Genomic DNA, 16,853 nt, shown 5'->3' on the forward strand with positions numbered 1-16,853 from the left:
AGGCATATGCGCGATACACCGAAAGGCGGCGCCGGTTCTGCCGGCGCCGCCTCCTCGGACGGCAAGCCGGTGAGCATCGGTACGGTGCTCACCCAGCTGCGCGAGGAGTTTCCCGAGGTCACCATCTCCAAGATTCGCTTCCTGGAGGCCGAGGGGCTGGTCGAGCCGAAGCGCACGCCTTCCGGATACCGGAAATTCACCCAGGCCGACGTCGAGCGGCTGGCCGCCGTCCTGCGGATGCAGCGGGACCACTATCTGCCGCTGAAGGTCATCCGGGAGCATCTGGACGCCCTGGAGCGCGGTGAGCAGGTACCGCTGCCCGCCCCGGCCACACCCTCCCGGGATCTGGTCGAGGGCGTACGCGACCCGGGTGCGGAGCGCCCCACGGCTGCCCGGATCGGCCGGGCCGAGCTGCTGGCCGCCACGGACGTGGACGAGGCGGCGCTCGCCGACTGGGAGTCGTACGGACTTATCGTCCCCCATGCGGACGGCGGATACGACATCGAGGCCGTCACGGTGGCCAAACTTGTCGCGGACCTGGGGCGTTTCGGTCTGGAGCCGCGGCATCTGCGTGCCGTGAAGGCGGCCGCGGAGCGTGAGGCGGGCCTGGTCGAACAGGTCGTTGCACCCCTTCGGCGGCACCGGAACCCGCAGACCAGGGCGCATGCCGAAGCCACCGCCAGAGAGCTGGCAACCCTGTCCGTACGGCTGCATGCGGCCCTGGTGCAGAGTGCTCTGCGGGTCCGCCTGTAGCGAGCAAACGAGTGCCCGACTACCCAAACCTGCCGGGCACGTCCTAGGGTTGCTGTGTGAACGAGCTCGACGTCGTGGGTGTCCGGGTGGAAATGCCTTCCAGCCAACCGATCGTGCTCCTGCGGGAGGTGGGAGGCGACCGATACTTGCCCATTTGGATCGGGCCAGGGGAGGCCACCGCCATCGCCTTTGCCCAGCAGGGCATGGTCCCTGCCAGGCCGCTGACGCATGACCTCTTCAAGGACGTGCTCGAAGCGGTGGGCCAGGAGCTGACGCAGGTCCGCATCACGGATCTGCGCGAGGGGGTTTTCTATGCCGAACTTGTCTTCGCGAGCGGGGTCGAGGTCAGTGCGCGTCCGTCGGACGCGATAGCGCTGGCCCTGCGCACCGGAACGCCGATCTTCGGTACCGACGGTGTGCTGGACGACGCGGGAATCGCCATCCCGGACGAGCAGGAGGACGAGGTGGAGAAGTTCCGCGAGTTCCTCGATCAGATCTCGCCCGAGGACTTCGGGACCAATAGCCAGTGAAATCGGCCAGGCGAACCGCCTGGTTCCAGCCAAACAATGAGCCTTTCCCCGCGCGAGGTCACGAGAAACCACTCGTAGGGTGATTATCACTCGGCGTGGCGAGCGCGGCGATCGTTGACGCACCCCGAGTGACTGCATACCGTCGATGTGGCAGGTCCCGTCCGGGACGTGGAGGACGGAGGGCGGCGTGGCAATCACCGGCGACGGTATGGCGGCGGAAGGGGCGTTGCCGCTCCACTCGGGCGCAGCAGCGAACCCTGCCCCGGCACCGGCCGCGGCGGTGTCGGGGGACTGCGAGACCCAGAACATCGGCTATCGCGGCCCGACCGCCTGTGCGGCAGCGGGCATCACTTACCGGCAGCTCGACTACTGGGCGCGTACGGGCCTGGTGGAGCCGAGCATCCGGCCGGCCTACGGCTCCGGCACCCAGCGGCTCTACAGCTTCCGGGACGTCGTGGTCCTGAAGATCGTCAAGCGGCTGCTGGACACCGGGGTGTCGCTGCAGAACATCCGCACCGCCGTCCAGCATCTGCGCTCGCGCGGGCTGGCGGATCTGACGCGGATGACGCTGATGAGCGATGGCGCCACGGTCTACGAGTGCACCTCGCCCGACCAGGTCGTGGATCTGCTCCAGGGCGGCCAGGGGGTCTTCGGGATCGCCGTGGGCGTGGTGTGGCGGGACGTGGAGAGTGCGCTGTCACAGCTCCACGGGGAGCGGGTGGACACCGGGGAGACGCTGGTGGGGAAGAACCCGCACGACGAGCTGGCGCGCCGGCGTAACCGGGCGGGCTGAGACCCCGGTGGAGCGCGCGGCCCGGCATCGGGCCGATTGTCAGTGGCATGGGGCAGCATCGGAGATGTGAGACCCGCACCGACGATTCTGCATCTGGACATGGATGCCTTCTTCGCGGCCGCCGAGCAGGCGGCCAAGCCGAGCCTGCGCGGCAAACCTGTGGTGGTCGGCGGGATCGGCGGGCGTGGTGTGGTCTCCACGGCGTCGTATGAAGCCCGGGTCTTCGGTGTCCGGTCCGCGATGCCGACGGCGCAGGCCCGTCGGCTGTGTCCCAACGCCGCTTATCTCAGTCCTCGCTTCACGCTGTACCGCCAGGTGAGTGAGGTGGTGATGGAGCTGCTGCATGCGCTGTCGCCATTGGTGGAGCCGCTGAGCCTGGACGAGGCGTTCGTCGATCTGGAGGCGGGCGGGGTGCCGGCCGAGACGGCTGCGGTGCGTGCCGTGGGGGAGCAGCTGCGGCGGGACATCCGGTCCGCGACGGGACTGACCGGATCGGTGGGGCTGGCCGGAGCGAAGCTACTGGCGAAGATCGCGTCCGAGGCGGCCAAGCCGGACGGCCTGGTGGTGATCGAGCCGGGCACGGAGCGGGAGCTGCTGGGCCCGATGACGGCGCGGACGCTGCCCGGGGTGGGCCCCGCGACGGCCGAGGCACTGCGCCGGGCCGGGATCCACACCGTCGCGGAGACCGCCGAGGCGGGGGAGGCCGAGCTGGTGCGGCTGCTGGGTAAGGCGCACGGGGCGGGGCTGTATGCGATGGCGCTGGGGCAGGACGACCGGCCCGTGGTGGCCGAGCGGGACGCGAAATCCATCTCCGTCGAGGACACCTTCGAGGTCGATCTGACCGACCGGGCACGGGTACGGAGCGAGGTGCTGCGGCTGGCGGACCGGTGTGTGCAGCGGCTGCGGGCGGCCGGGCGTTCCGGGCGGACGGTGGTCATCAAGGTCCGTAACTACGACTTCTCGACGCTGACCCGTTCCGAGACGCTCCGGGGGCCCACCGACGACCCGGCGGTGATACGGGAGGCCGCTGTGCGCCTGCTGGAGATGGTGGACACCACCGGCGGGGTGCGGCTGCTGGGAGTGGGCGTCAGCGGGCTGGCGGACTTCACACAGGAGGATCTCTTCGCCCAGCTGGCGACGGAGCGGGAGGCGGCGGAGAGCGCGAGCGCAGCGGCGGCGCAGCAGGCCGCCGGGGGGCCGGAGCGGCAGGAGCCCGAGGAGGAGCGGCCGCGGCGCTGGGATCCGGGGCTGGACGTGGTGCACGACGAATACGGCGCCGGCTGGGTGCAGGGCAGTGGGGTGGGGAGAGTGACGGTGCGCTTCGAAACACCATGGTCCGCACCGGGGAGGGTGCGGACCTTTGCTGTCGAGGATCCGGCGCTGCGGCCGGGGGAGCCCCTGCCGCTGGTGGGCGGGGCGCCGGCCGGCGGTCAGTCGTCGGAGCCGGCGATCTTGCCGAAGTTCTTGTCGCCGGAGCCGGGGGGCACCGGATCGGAGGTCGGGGAAGAAATATCCAAACGATAGTGGTGATAGAGCTGAAGCTCCTGCTCAGGGGAGAGATGACGGCCCACGCCGAAGTCCGGTGCGTCCTTGATCAGCTTGCGGTCGTAGGGAATATGCAGTCCCTCGCCGACCATTTTGCTGGGCTCCAGGGGGACGAACGCATCCCGGCTGAAGAGTCCGGTGCGTACGGCCGCCCACTCCGGTTCCCCCGTCGCATCGTCGAGGTAGACCTCGTCGATGGTCCCTATTTTGGCGCCGTTACGGTCGAACGCTTTGCGGCCGATCAGGCTTCGGGGATCGATATCGGTTTGCACGGCCCCTCCAATTGGTCGCAACTGCCCTGTGACAACTACCAAACGGCACATTTCATGCCCTGGCCACTCGAAGGAGCCTTCGAGAGCCACGCTGGTAGGCTGGCGTTTGGCCGCAGACCCCGTGCGGGAGAGTCCTTGTCGTTCGCGACCAGGGCGCCGAAGGAGCAAATCCTCCCCGGAATCTCTCAGGCACATGTACCGCATGGACGAGGTCACTCTGGAAAGCAGGGCGGGCCGCGGAAGGCACGGCGCCGGGACCCCCCTCACCGACGGTGAAAGCCGGGCTGCCTCTGGGCGGGCCGGTGAAGCTCTCAGGTTGAATGACAGAGGGGGAGGCCGTCCGGGCACCCGTGCCGTGGTGCCCCTCGTAGGTCGCACTGACCAGGAGGCCCCCGCAGATGACCACCAATCGCATCTCCTTGACCGAGCTGGAACGCGGCACCCCCTTCGAGCGCCGGCACGTCGGTCCCGACCACGCGGCGCAGGCGAAGATGCTGGCGCACATCGGATTCGGGTCGCTGGACGAGCTCACCGCCACCGCCGTACCCGATGTGATCAAGAGCGCCGATGCGCTCGGCCTGCCGCAGGCCCGTACCGAGGCCGAGGTGCTCAAGGAACTCCAGGGCCTGGCGGACCGCAACCAGGTCCTGTCGTCCATGATCGGTCTCGGCTACTACGGCACGTTCACCCCGCCGGTGATCCTGCGCAACGTCATGGAGAACCCGGCCTGGTACACGGCGTACACGCCCTACCAGCCGGAGATCTCGCAGGGCCGCCTGGAGGCGCTGCTGAACTTCCAGACGATGGTCGCCGACCTGACCGGACTGCCCACCTCCGGCTCCTCGCTCCTGGACGAGGGCACCGCCGCCGCCGAGGCGATGGCGCTCTCCCGCCGGGTCGGCAAGGTCAAGCAGGGCGTCTTCCTGGTCGACGCCGACTGTCTGCCGCAGACCATCGCCGTGATCGAGACCCGTGCGGAGCCCACGGGCGTCGAGGTCGTGGTCGCGGACCTGTCCGACGGCATTCCGGCCGAGATCGCCGAGCGCGGTGTCTTCGGTGTGCTGCTCCAGTACCCGGGTGCCTCCGGTGCGGTGCGCGATCCCCGCGCCGTCATCGAGCAGGCCCACGAGCTGGGCGCGATCGTCACCGTCGCCGCCGATCTGCTCGCCCTGACGCTGCTGACCTCGCCCGGTGAGCTCGGCGCGGACATCGCCGTCGGCACCACCCAGCGCTTCGGTGTCCCGATGGGCTTCGGCGGACCGCACGCCGGCTTCATGGCCGTCCGTGACCAGTTCGCCCGCAGCCTTCCCGGCCGTCTGGTGGGTGTCTCCGTCGACGCCGACGGCAACAAGGCCTACCGCCTGGCGCTGCAGACCCGTGAGCAGCACATCCGCCGGGAGAAGGCCACCAGCAACATCTGCACCGCGCAGGTGCTGCTGGCCGTCATGGCCGGGATGTACGCGGTCTACCACGGCCCCGAGGGCCTGCGGACGATCGCCCGGCGCACCCACCGCTACGCCGCGATCCTCGCCGAGGGGCTGCGAGCCGGCGGGGTGGAGATCGTGCACGGCGCGTACTTCGACACACTGACCGCCCGGGTGCCCGGCCGGGCCGCCGAGGTCGTCACCGCCGCCCGCGAGGCCGGTGTCAACCTCCGGCAGATCGACGCCGACCTGGTCGGTATCGCCTGCGACGAGACCACCGGGCGGGCGCAGCTGGCCGGCGTCTGGGGCGCCTTCGGGGTGCCCGGTGACGTCGAGCAGCTGGACGCGGCCGTCGCCGAAACGCTGCCGCAGGGGCTGCTGCGCAGCGACGACTACCTCGCCCACCCGGTCTTCCACGAGCACCGCTCCGAGACCGCGATGCTGCGCTACCTGCGCACCCTCGCCGACAAGGACTACGCGCTGGACCGCGGCATGATCCCGCTCGGCTCCTGCACGATGAAGCTCAACGCCACCACCGAGATGGAGCCGGTCACCTGGCCCGCGTTCGGTCAGCTGCACCCGTTCGCGCCGGCCGACCAGGCCCAGGGCTACCTCACGCTGATCCAGGAGCTGGAGGAGCGGCTGGCCACGGTCACCGGTTACGACAAGGTCTCCATCCAGCCGAACGCCGGATCGCAGGGCGAGCTGGCCGGTCTGCTGGCCGTCCGCGCCTACCACCGCGCCAACGGCGATGCGCAGCGCACGGTCTGCCTGATCCCGTCCTCGGCGCACGGCACGAATGCCGCCAGCGCCGTGATGGCCGGCATGAAGGTCGTCGTCGTCAAGACCGGTACGGACGGCGAGGTCGACACCGACGATCTGCACGCCAAGATCGAGAAGCATCGTGACGAGCTTGCGGTGCTGATGGTGACCTACCCCTCCACGCACGGTGTGTTCGAGGAGCACATCACCCAGATCTGCGCGGCGGTGCACGAGGCCGGCGGTCAGGTCTATGTCGACGGCGCCAACCTGAATGCGCTGGTCGGGCTCGCCGAGCCCGGCAAGTTCGGCGGCGATGTCTCGCATCTGAACCTGCACAAGACCTTCTGCATCCCCCACGGTGGCGGTGGCCCCGGTGTCGGCCCGGTCGGCGTACGCGCCCACCTGGCGCCGTACCTGCCCAACCACCCGCTGCAGCCCGCCGCGGGCCCCGAGACGGGCGTCGGGCCGATCTCCGCGGCTCCCTGGGGCTCGGCCGGCATCCTGCCGATCTCCTGGGCGTACGTCCGCCTCATGGGCGGTGAGGGCCTCAAGCGCGCCACCCAGGTCGCGGTCCTCAGCGCCAACTACATCGCCAAGCGGCTGGAGCCGCACTACCCGGTGCTCTACACGGGCCCCGGCGGCCTGGTGGCGCACGAGTGCATCATCGACGTCCGGCCGCTGACCAAGGCGACCGGTGTGAGCATCGACGATGTGGCCAAGCGGCTGATCGACTACGGCTTCCACGCGCCGACGATGTCGTTCCCGGTGGCCGGCACGCTGATGATCGAGCCGACCGAGAGCGAGGACCTGGCCGAGCTGGACCGGTTCTGCGACGCGATGATCGCCATCCGCGCGGAGATCGAGAAGGTCGGCTCGGGGGAGTGGGACAAGGACGACAACCCGCTGCGCAACGCCCCGCACACCGCGGGCGCGCTCGGCGGCGACTGGGCCCACCCGTACACCCGCGAGGAGGCCGTCTTCCCGGCCGGTGTCGCCGCCGCGGAGAAGTACTGGCCGCCGGTGCGCCGGATCGACGGCGCCTACGGTGACCGTAACCTCGTCTGCTCCTGCCCGCCGCTGGACGAGTACGACAACTGAGTCACGGCAGCATCAAGGGCCCTCGGCAGATCTGCCGGGGGCCCTGTGGTACGTGGCAGGCGCGGCGGGTCAGGCAGCGGCGATGACCTGGGTGCGGTGCGGGGCGATGACCTGCCCGTCCGGGAGCAGCTCACCGGTGTCCTCGAAGAGCAGGACGCCGTTGCAGAGCAGGCTCCAGCCTTGCTCCGGATGGTGCGCCACAAGGTGTGCGGCCTCCCGGTCGGTGGAGTCTGCGGAGGGGCAGGGCGGTTGGTGCTGACACATGGAAGTTGTCTTTCGCTGCGGTGAGGTGAACGTCGTCGTGCGGCTCGATGTGGTGTCCATGGCCGCTCCCCCGTTTCTTTCGGTCGGTCCCAGTGTTGCCCCACGGACGGGATTCCGCAGGGATTTCGCAGCAGCGGTACTCACTCGATACGGACGCGTCACCCATGCGGGCGGTTGCTCCCAATTGCACTCGTCCCCAAGAGCGTTGGGAGTGGTATCCGCGGACTAGGCCGGGTGGGTGAGCACGGCAGAGCGCCCCGTGGCCGGACGGGGCCGCGGGGCACGCTCGGGCGGGGCGGCGGGCGCCGTGCAGGGGTCGGCGCCGGCTGCCGGATCAGGCGGGTTCGGCGAGCAGCGGGGCGGGTGTGAGCCGCAGGGTGAGCCGCGGGAGCAGATCGGCGATGCGCTGCGGACGGTGCGCGGCGATACCGGGCGGGGCGGGCGCCAGCGGTACGAGCAGGTCGCCGGGCGCGGGCAGCCCCTGGGCGCCGTCGGAGGTGAGGTCGTGATGCAGCCACAGTGTGAGCATGTAAAGCTCGGGGACGGACAGCAGCCGTGGCTGGTAGGGCGTGCCGAGTGATTCCGCCTGCGCCAGCGCCTGTTCGGTCGCGGCGACGTAGGGGCCGCCGCAGAAGCGTCCGAAGGTCCAGCCGTCCGCGGTGAGCACCGCCTCGGCGGTCGCCACGGCACGCTCGCCGCCGCGGATCAGGAAACGCCAGCCGGCCAGCCGGGTGTGTGGTGTGCCGCCGGCCCGGCTGACCTCGTCCCAGACATGGACCGGCAGCGGGTGGTCGGGGCTGAGCGGACCCTGATGGGCGCGCAGCGCGGAGACCGGGGCCTCGCCGACCGCGGTGGGCGAGGCGAGAGCGGCGAGAACGCTGCGCAGGGCGGGTGCGGGGGCAGGGGGAAGGTGCAGCGGCATGGTGGGTCGCCTCTCACTTCGGAGACACGGTGGAGCGTGGCTCGGAGACACGGTGGAGCGTGGCGGGTGCAAACGGCGTTGTCTGCGTGCGGGGTCAGAGCGTGGCCGGCTCGGGCTGCGGACGGTGGGGTCAGCCGCTGTTTTCCGGTGCTGTGGAGATCACCGGGACGCTGGGCGCCAAGTCTCTGCCTCGTAAGCGGAGTTTATACGACGTATGTTCTGAAAGTGTTTCGGCTACCGGTCTTGTGGATTTCCGGCAAGGCGAAATCCAGACCGCTGCGCGAGGCGCTTTCCACCGCTTTGTACGGCGTTTTGGAGACGTCGCCTGGTATTGCCTTACCGGCGTGGTAGGCCGGAACTCGCCGGTGTTTCTCATGAACGAAATGCCGTTGGCGCGCGCCTCGGAGATATGCCTATGGGCAGTGCCGGACGCTGCACCACTTCGAGCCTATCGGCACCGGCATGCCCCCGCGGCGTTATTGATCAGATTGCCGGGGCATCATCGACCGTAGCGCGAGCCCCGGCGGTGTCGGGGACGGCCCCAAGCGGCCCGTGGCCGCGGGCTGTTCACTTCGAGGAGGGATCCTTCGATGGGGGAGAAGGTCGCCGCTGACGGGATCGACCTGGCGGACCGGGAGCGTTATCGAAGAAAGCTGCATAATTGTCTGGAGGCATTGCACAGGCTGCTGGTGGAGAAGAGGTTCGACCGGCCCAGGAATCTCATGGGTCTGGAGATCGAACTCAATCTTGCCGGCGCCGACGGGCTGCCCCGCATGATGAACTCTCAAGTACTGGAGCGCATCGCCAGCGGTGATTTCCAGACCGAACTCGCCCAGTGCAACCTTGAAGTCAACATCCTGCCGCACCGCTTGAGCGGCCGGGTGCTGGACCAGCTTGCCGAGGAACTCCGTACGGGACTCGGCTATGCGGAAAGGAAAGCGCGGGAGGTCGCCGCCAGGATCGTGATGATCGGCATTCTGCCGACCCTGCACGCCAACGACCTCACGGCCGCCAGCCTCTCCGAGAACGACCGCTATGTCCTGCTCAACGACCAGATGCGGGCGGCCCGCGGCGAGGACTTCGCCCTGGACATCCGCGGCGTGGAGCATCTGGTCTCCCGGTCGCCCTCGATCGCGCCGGAAGCCGCCTGTACGTCGGTCCAGCTGCATCTCCAGGTGACACCGGGCCGGTTCGCCGCTGTCTGGAACGCGGCACAGGCCATCGCCGCGGTACAGGTGGCGGTCGGCGCCAACTCGCCGTTCCTCTTCGGCCGTGAGTTGTGGCGGGAGTCCCGTCCGCCGGTCTTCCAGCAGGCCACGGATACCCGCTCGCCCGAGCTACAGGCCCAGGGGGTACGCCCCCGTACCTGGTTCGGCGAGCGCTGGATCGACTCCGCGTACGACCTCTTCGAGGAGAATGTGCGGTACTTCCCGCCGCTGCTGCCGGTGTGCGGGGCACAGGAACCGCTGCGGATCCTCGATGAGGGCGGGGTGCCCGACCTGGCCGAAATGGTCCTGCACAACGGCACAATCTACCGCTGGAACCGCCCCGTCTACGCGGTCGCCGACGGCGTCGCGCACCTCAGGGTCGAGAACCGGGTGCTGCCGGCCGGCCCCACCATCACGGATGTCATCGCGAACACCGCCTTCTACTACGGCCTGGTGCGGGCCCTGGCCGAGGAGCCGCGCCCGGTGTGGTCGCGGCTCCCGTTCGCCGCCGCGGCCCGTAACTTCGACACGGCCTGCCGGTATGGCATCGATGCCACCCTGGACTGGCCGCGGCCGGGGCGGGCAGGCGGCATCGCCGAGATCCCGGCCGTCCGACTGGTACGCAAGGAGCTGCTGCCGCTGGCGGCCCGCGGGCTGGACGCCTGGGGGGTGGAGCCGGCCGACCGCGACCACTATCTCGGCATCATCGACGAGCGCTGCCGGCGCCGGGGGAACGGGGCGTCCTGGCAGGCCGCGGCCTTCCACCACGCCCGGCGGCAGGGCCTGGACCGGGACGCCGCGCTGGCCGCGATGACCCGGCGCTACAGCGAGTTGATGCACGCGGGGCAGCCGGTGCACACCTGGCCGGTCGCCTGGCCGGTCTCCGCCCGCTCCGCCGTACCGGGACCACGGGAGGCGGCGACGGAGGGTGCCTGAGGACCTGTCCGAGCGGCTCAGCGCGGTACGTTGCTGCCTGCCGCCATGATGGCCTTGAGCATGACCTGGTGGATCTGCGACGGGTCGCTGACCCGGTGCGTCGAGCCGCCGGTGGGTGCCACGATGCGGTGCAGGGCAGAGGTGTCGGCCTCCGGCCCGATCGCGAGGGCGATCAGCGGCACCGGCCGCTTCGGGTCGGAGAGCTTCTCCAGCTTGCTCACCAGGGCGTCGAGGCCGATCCCGTGGGCGTCGTCGTTGGTGCCGTCGGTGAGGATGACCAGCGCGTTGAACTTCCCGCTCGCATAGGTCGAGCGGGCCTTCTCGTACGCGGCGAGCGTGGTGTCGTACAGGCCGGTGGCGCCCTGCGGCTGCGGGGCCAGTGAGCCGAAGGCGTCGGCGAGCGCGTCGCGGTGGGTGCTGCCGTCCTTGTCCCGGCCGCCGAGACGTTCGGTGGGGGACAGCTCCAGATAGTCCTTGTCGCCGTCCAGCGTGGTGGCGAACTTCCACAGCCCGATCTCGTCCTCGGAGGTGAAGCTGGTCAGCGCCTGGAGGAGGGATTTCTTGGCGAGGTCCATACGGGATCGGCCGTTGTGCCCCGGGACCGGGGCGCCCATCGACGCCGAGGCGTCCACGACGGTGGAGAGCCGGGCGTTTTGCACCGTGATCGTCCACATGCCCATCAGGGCCTGGAGTTCCTTCGCCGTCGGCGGTTCGGCGGGGGCGGCGGTGTACGGCTGCGGGGCGCGCCCGCCGGCCGTGCGGACCACCTTCGGGTCCGCCTCGCCAGTGGGGTCCCGGAAGCCGAGCCGGCGAAGCGCACGCTGTCCGGCGGGCTCGCTGAGCAGGGTCAGGAAGCGGTTGGCGGCGCGGGACCGTTCCGGGTCCGTCTCGCTGTTGTCGACCAGCGTGTAGGGATAGTCGAGCCGGGCGGTGCCGCCCTCGGGGTAGAGCAGGTCCAGATCCGGCCCGTCGTCCGCGTGTGTGTTGTGCGCGAAAGCGGCCTGCTCGGACAGCAGCAGCGCCTGGTTACGGCGCGGATTGCGCTGCTCGGCAGCGGAGCCGTCACGGGGCAGGGTGGCCATGGCCTGCCGGTCGCTGTCCGCGGCACGCTGGTTGAGCAGCCGCGCGGTGGCGGCGGTGCGGGCGTCGGCGGCGGTGCGGTCCGGGGTCTCCTTGGCGTTGGCGGCGCTGACGCGGGCCAGTGAGAGCAGGCCGGTGGCGCTGCGGGACGGGTCGGCGACGCCCAGGTGCGGTGCGTCGCCAGATGTCGTGGCCCGGGTCAGTTCCGTCCAGGTGTAGTTCTTGGCGGGCCAGCCCAGCGATGTGGCGGCCTTGGGGACGGCGCCCAGTGCGATCGGGGACGTGGCGAGGGTGCCGGCGGTGGCCAGCGGGGTGCCGCGCTCCGCGCCGACCCGGTCCACCCACAGGCTCGAATCCGGTATCCAGACCTGGAATTCGGGATCGACCGGCCGCTGTCCGAAGGCGTCGGCGACCTCGTGGGCAGCCCGCGAGGCGACCTTGATGTCCAGGCATCTGCCGTCGGCGCGGGCGGCCTCCTCCCGCGCCGAGTGGGCCACCGCCCTGATCGCCGGGGCGATATCGGGCGAGGCGGCCACGTCGAGCCGTGTCACCTCGCCGCCGCACGTCCCGCCGAACGGGAGCAGACCGTTGTCCAGCGCCACGACCGTGCCGGCGACGACGGTCAGCACCACGCCGGTGGCGAGGACGAGTGCGCGGGGACGTGCGCCACGGCGGGCCCCCGTGCGCGCCGGTGTCGAGTCGTCGGGCAAGCTGTGTCGTCCCATTGCGGTTGCGCCTCTCCTTCTCGGAACTCGACCGGGATGCGCCGGTAGGGGAAAACGCGCCATGGGGATGGCGGTCGTCCCCGGCCTGTCGTGCGCGATCTTCGTAGCTGCTGCCGAGACCCTAACTGGGCGTTGGCGGTGACGAGGCGTTAAACGCGGAAGCGGAGGAAGTGTGCAGTCGGATACAAGTCCCTTGGCCGATGCGGATGTTCCAGGTCAAGGCCCTGGTGGCGGGGTCGTCGAGGAGCCGTCCCGGAGCATTCTGTGGAGCGAGACATGGATCGTTCTGGCCCTCTCCCTGGGGGCCAGCGGGCTGTCGGCGCTGATCAGCTTCATCGGGTCGGTGACCAAGCCCGGCGGCCTCAAGGACCAGGCGGCGACACTCAACGGCTCCCATGCGCCCGGCCGGCCCTGGCTGGATCTCGCCTGGCAGCTGTTCGGTATCGCGTCCGCCCTGGTGCCCGTGGCGCTGGTGGCGCATCTGCTGCTGCGGGAACGGGCCGGCGGCCTGCGGGCGATCGGCTTCGACCGGCGGCGGCCCGTATTCGACCTGAGCCGCGGCCTCGCGCTGTCGGTCGTCATCGGCGGCAGTGGTCTGCTGCTCTATCTGGGCGCGCGGGCGGCCGGATTCAATCTGACGGTGGTCCCCGAGGCGCTGCCCCATGTGTGGTGGAAGATCCCGGTGCTGATCGCCTCCGCGGTGCAGAACGCCGTCCTGGAGGAGGTCATTGTCGTCGGGTATCTACTGCGCAGGCTCGGGCAGTTGGGCTGGTCGCCGCTCGCGGCACTCGCGGCCAGTTCGGTGCTGCGTGGTTCCTACCACCTGTACCAGGGCATCGGTGGCTTCGTCGGCAACATGGTGATGGGCGTGCTCTTCGTCCTGCTCTACCGGCGGTGGGGGCGGGTCGGGCCGCTGGTCGCCGCGCATGCCCTGATCGACATCGTGGCGTTCGTCGGGTATGCGCTGCTCGCGGGAAGGGTGGGGTGGTTGCCGACTCCGTGAGGGGGGCGCGGCCGGTGCCTGCCGCGCCTTCCCCGGAGCGGCCGCCGGGCGGGCCGGCTCAGTCGGTGGCCAGTAGTTCCCCGTCGATGACCGTGACCGCCGAACCGGTCAGCAGCGTACGGTCGCCGCGCAGGTCGGTCCGTACGAAGCCGGTGCGGGCGGCGCCCTGCAGGCCCACCAGTTGGGCACGGCCCAGCCGCGCCGACCAGAACGGCGCCAGCGCGGTGTGCGCGCTGCCCGTTACCGGGTCCTCGTCGATGCCGATCCCGGGGAAGAAGCAGCGCGAGACGAAGTCATAGCCGCCGTCGGGATTGTCGGCACGGGCGGTGGTGATCACCCCGCGGCCGCCGTGCCGGGCGAGCGCCTTGAGGTCCGGGGCCAGCGCTCGTACGGACTCCTCGTCGGCCAGCTCGACCAGGAGATCGCCGACATCGGGCCCGGTGTCGTGCGCGGAGCGGACCTCGGTGCCCAGCGCGTCCGCGACCACCGGCGGCACCTCGACGGGGGTGAGCGGCGCCGTCGGGAAGTCCATGGTGATCGCGCCGCGGTCGTCGGCCGTCGTGGTCAGCACCCCGCTGCGGGTGCGGAAACGGACCGTACCGGTGGCCGTCCCCGTGGTGTGCAGGACATGCGCGGTGGCCAAAGTGGCGTGCCCGCACATGTTCACCTCGGCCGCGGGGGTGAGCCAGCGCAGCGCCCAGTCGGCGTCGGCGCCCGCGGGCAGCGGATGCGCGAAGGCGGTCTCGGACAGATTGACTTCGGTGGCGACCCGTTGCAGCCACGCCGTATCGGGAAAGGCACCGGAGTCGAGCAGCATGACTCCCGCGGGGTTGCCGGCGAACGGACGCTCACTGAAGGCGTCGACGATACGAATCCTCATGCCCGCGAGAGTAGAGCCATCGCAAAGCCGCAGGCCAAGGCCAATTCGGGGGAGGTGGCCGGGAAGCGAATGCGGACCGGCACCCACTCCGGGTGACGCACTTCAAGGGCGCGTGTCTGCCCTTGACCTGGGAATCTGCGGGACCTGGACCGAGTACGCGAAGACGGACAGGCGATGGCTTCATGGTCGTCCAGGGCCGTCCTCTGGCGGGTTGGTGGAGAAGCCGGCGGCGGGCACTCACGCGACGGGCTCAGCGGTGACGCGCTGCTTGAAGCCGGTTCGACGGGCAGGTCCGCGGAGTGCTTGAAGTGACCGCGGAGGTCGGAGTCCTGGAGGTATCTCGGGTGCGAGCGTCGTGTCTCCCCCACGAGGACGATGAATCGCCCGGCTGCCGGCCTGGATGAAGTCCGCTGAGCGCCGTGACGAGGTGCTGGCCGGCCTGGCCACCCTCCGGGCCCTTGCCCGGTTCTCGACCCCCGCGGACCGTTCCGACGCAGCCCACGAACGTGGCGACCGCCCGCGCCACCACGGCAGCGTGCTCTTCCGCGGTGGCCCGTTCTAGAAGCGGTTCCTTCGGGGCGTCTTGCCTTCCCGTTGCTTTCCCGGCCGTCCAACACCAGCTGACGGCGCGCTTTCGTCATCGTCCAGGCCCGGCTCGCTGACCGCCCGGTGAAACGGCGATGAGACGACCAGGCCGGTCGTCGATCTGCAGTGAGACCAGTGCGGCTTCGCTGAGGCACCACTGTCCCGTATTAAATGATCTGGGCCCCGAGTCGGGCTCCTGACCTGCGGTGACCAGTTCAGCTGAGACGTGGAGATGCCGGGAATCTCAGGTGATGTGGTCCCGGGCGGGTGAATGCCGGGTGCTGTCGCAGCCGATCTGGTCTGGCTCCGCCGTTTCGAACTGATACCATGCCTGAGTCGTCAGCCACGCTGAGAGCCCGTCCGTGAACCTCACTGCTGGGGCAAGAGGGTGCGGTTGGGCTAGGTGAACGGTTCTGGGCGCTAGAGGCTCATGAACGGCTTCGCAGCCTCGGCGAGTGGGATCTCGGGGACCTACTTGCGCATCATGCGCACGGCGTGCGCGCTGCCCTTGCTGTCCCGGACGTCGCGGACAGCCGCACTGTCCACGGCTTGCAGGACCGCCTCGCGGGTCGGTTACGCCCGCTTGTATCGCGCGTGGCGCTCGCGAGTCCTCTGGCGGGAGAGGATCCACGAGAGAAGGATCATGGGGCCCTCGGCTATCAGAGCGACTACGACCAGTGTGCTGGACGTGTCGCCGTCCACGAGGCGGTAATGCGCGAGCAGTGCGGCCACGATTGGGAGAAGCGCCACGATGCCGCAGAGCGGCCAGAAGAGTTTGCGGAGCATGAGGCGTCATTCTAATAACCCATCCTCAAGAGGAAGACCTGCCCGCGACTTGAGAATGACCGTGATGGCGGGCAGGGCACCGGCCCTTGGACCCCTGGTCACCGCTTCCCGCGGCTCGGGCACGCTCCCCGCGAACCGCTGCCGACTGCGCTCCCCACATTGGGCATGACAGCCCTGTGCGGCCCAGATCGCGGCACTCCTTCTGTCGACGACAAGCCCCAGCCCCACACCGGAGCATCGGCCCACCGCCAGATCCATGGCAACCGATGGCCAAGGCTCCCCGAAGCGCAGGTTCACGGACGGCTCTGACGCGAGCGCCCGACCACGATCGCCCTCTCCGTCCGGAAACAGCGTGTTACCTCGGATTGCTTGAGACGGGGCCAGAACCGGTGTGTCCATCAATCTGATGGACCGGATCACCTGAGAACAGAGGCGAATCGGACCAGAGCACTTGAGACGCGGACCGTATCGACGGAGACGGGACAACCACAACCGGATTTCGCTCAGCCCTTGCTTCGGCGAACAGTCCCGATATATCGTTGAGGCATCGCGACAGATCAACGATAGAGAGATGGAGGACGTCATCATGCGTTCCCATGGACATGAACACGGACATGAGCATCGGCATGAGCACTGCGGACCCGGGCGGCACGGCGGCGGCCGTGGTGAGTTCGGGGGTGGCTGGGAGCGGCGGCGTTCGGCCTTTGGGCCGTTTGGGCCGCCGTTTGGTGGGCCGCCCTTTGGTGGTGGCCGAGGGCGTGGCGGTCCGCGTGGGCGGGCGCGGCGGGGTGATGTGCGCGCCTCGATTCTGGCGCTGCTCAAGGACCGTCCGATGCACGGCTACGAGATGATCCAGGAGATCGCCGAGCGGAGCGGAGGGGCGTGGAAGCCCAGTCCCGGCTCGGTCTATCCGACGCTGCAGCTCCTTGAGGACGAGGGGCTGATCGCCAGCGCCAGTGAGGGCGGCAAGAAGCTGTTCTCGCTGACGGACGCCGGGCGCGCGGAGGCCGACGGCGGCTCGGACGCCCCCTGGGAGGATGCCGGTCGCGGTGTCGACTGGGAGGCGATGAACGAGATCCGCAAGGCGGGCGGCGGCCTGGTGGAGGCGTTCCGGCAGGTGTGGGCCACCGGCAGTCCCGAACAGCGGGAGAAGGCCATGGCGGTGGTCAACAAGGCGCGCAAGGAGCTGTATCTGATCCTTGCTGAGGAGGACTGAGCGAGGAGTGGGGGTGCGGCCTTCGGGGGTCGGGCGAGGGGTGGCCCCCGAAGGTTCCCGAAGGGCCCCGA

At 69.8% G+C, this 16,853-nt stretch carries 14 protein-coding genes and 1 riboswitch; of the genes, 9 read left to right on the forward strand and 5 right to left on the reverse strand.

All coding sequences use genetic code 11. From position 1 onward, the window contains the following. The first annotated feature begins 6 nt into the window (after positions 1-6). The 4 genes from ftsR to STRTU_RS31605 all read left to right on the forward strand — a co-directional run bounded on the left by ftsR (position 7) and on the right by STRTU_RS31605 (position 3,600). A complete protein-coding gene (ftsR, locus tag STRTU_RS31590) occupies positions 7-753 on the forward strand; it encodes a transcriptional regulator FtsR (RefSeq protein WP_159748492.1) in 747 nt (248 codons plus the stop codon). 56 nt (positions 754-809) lie between these two features. After that, positions 810-1,283, forward strand: coding sequence for a bifunctional nuclease family protein (locus STRTU_RS31595; RefSeq protein ID WP_006606439.1), 474 nt, complete (start codon positions 810-812; stop codon positions 1,281-1,283). Between the two features lie 187 nt (positions 1,284-1,470). Continuing rightward, positions 1,471-2,076 (forward strand): MerR family transcriptional regulator, encoded by a 606-nt coding sequence (locus tag STRTU_RS31600; protein WP_159748494.1) that lies wholly within the window; start codon positions 1,471-1,473, stop codon positions 2,074-2,076. A gap of 66 nt (positions 2,077-2,142) precedes the next feature. Further along, entirely contained in the window at positions 2,143-3,600 is a 1,458-nt protein-coding gene (locus tag STRTU_RS31605) for a DNA polymerase IV (protein ID WP_159748496.1), read from the forward strand. Here STRTU_RS31605 and STRTU_RS31610 read toward each other — a convergent pair. Further along, positions 3,507-3,893, reverse strand: coding sequence for a PRC-barrel domain-containing protein (locus STRTU_RS31610; protein WP_174879008.1), 387 nt, complete (start codon positions 3,891-3,893; stop codon positions 3,507-3,509). The two genes, STRTU_RS31605 and STRTU_RS31610, sit on opposite strands and share 94 nt — an antisense overlap. A 114-nt stretch (positions 3,894-4,007) precedes the next feature. Further along, positions 4,008-4,104, forward strand: a riboswitch (glycine riboswitch). A gap of 187 nt (positions 4,105-4,291) precedes the next feature. Here STRTU_RS31610 and gcvP point away from each other — a divergent pair. Next, the gene (gene gcvP / locus STRTU_RS31615) at positions 4,292-7,177 is read left to right on the forward strand and encodes an aminomethyl-transferring glycine dehydrogenase (protein ID WP_159748498.1); all 2,886 of its coding nucleotides are present in this window, start codon (positions 4,292-4,294) and stop codon (positions 7,175-7,177) included. Positions 7,178-7,246: 69 nt separating this feature from the next. Here the strand turns inward: gcvP and STRTU_RS31620 are convergent, their stop codons facing one another. Then, positions 7,247-7,441 carry a DUF5999 family protein gene (locus tag STRTU_RS31620; protein ID WP_281364506.1) on the reverse strand — a complete coding sequence of 65 codons (195 nt, stop codon included), beginning with the start codon at positions 7,439-7,441 and terminating at the stop codon, positions 7,247-7,249. Positions 7,442-7,775: 334 nt separating this feature from the next. Beyond that, entirely contained in the window at positions 7,776-8,363 is a 588-nt protein-coding gene (locus STRTU_RS31625) for a hypothetical protein (RefSeq protein WP_159748502.1), read from the reverse strand. 590 nt (positions 8,364-8,953) lie between these two features. Between STRTU_RS31625 and STRTU_RS31630 the strand changes: the two genes are divergently transcribed. Next, positions 8,954-10,507 (forward strand): glutamate-cysteine ligase family protein, encoded by a 1,554-nt coding sequence (locus STRTU_RS31630; protein WP_159748504.1) that lies wholly within the window; start codon positions 8,954-8,956, stop codon positions 10,505-10,507. A 17-nt stretch (positions 10,508-10,524) separates the two neighbouring features. On the opposite strand, the gene STRTU_RS31635 is transcribed toward STRTU_RS31630, so the two are convergent. Beyond that, the gene (locus tag STRTU_RS31635; RefSeq protein WP_159748506.1) at positions 10,525-12,312 is read right to left on the reverse strand and encodes a substrate-binding domain-containing protein; all 1,788 of its coding nucleotides are present in this window, start codon (positions 12,310-12,312) and stop codon (positions 10,525-10,527) included. A gap of 193 nt (positions 12,313-12,505) precedes the next feature. Between STRTU_RS31635 and STRTU_RS31640 the strand changes: the two genes are divergently transcribed. Continuing rightward, a complete protein-coding gene (locus STRTU_RS31640; protein ID WP_272591815.1) occupies positions 12,506-13,315 on the forward strand; it encodes a CPBP family intramembrane glutamic endopeptidase in 810 nt (269 codons plus the stop codon). Positions 13,316-13,373: 58 nt separating this feature from the next. Here the strand turns inward: STRTU_RS31640 and STRTU_RS31645 are convergent, their stop codons facing one another. Next, positions 13,374-14,195, reverse strand: a complete 822-nt coding sequence (locus STRTU_RS31645; protein ID WP_159748510.1) for a PhzF family phenazine biosynthesis protein — start codon at positions 14,193-14,195, stop codon at positions 13,374-13,376. Positions 14,196-14,595: 400 nt separating this feature from the next. On the opposite strand from STRTU_RS31645, the gene STRTU_RS31650 reads away from it, so the two are divergent. Both STRTU_RS31650 and STRTU_RS31655 read left to right on the forward strand, forming a co-directional pair. Next, the gene (locus STRTU_RS31650) at positions 14,596-14,757 is read left to right on the forward strand and encodes a hypothetical protein (protein WP_246241546.1); all 162 of its coding nucleotides are present in this window, start codon (positions 14,596-14,598) and stop codon (positions 14,755-14,757) included. 1,395 nt (positions 14,758-16,152) lie between these two features. Then, complete coding sequence (locus STRTU_RS31655; protein ID WP_159748512.1) at positions 16,153-16,782, forward strand: PadR family transcriptional regulator; 630 nt, start codon at positions 16,153-16,155, stop codon at positions 16,780-16,782. Positions 16,783-16,853 lie beyond the last annotated feature (71 nt).

The organism is Streptomyces tubercidicus (assembly GCF_027497495.1).
GTDB lineage: Bacteria > Actinomycetota > Actinomycetes > Streptomycetales > Streptomycetaceae > Streptomyces > Streptomyces tubercidicus.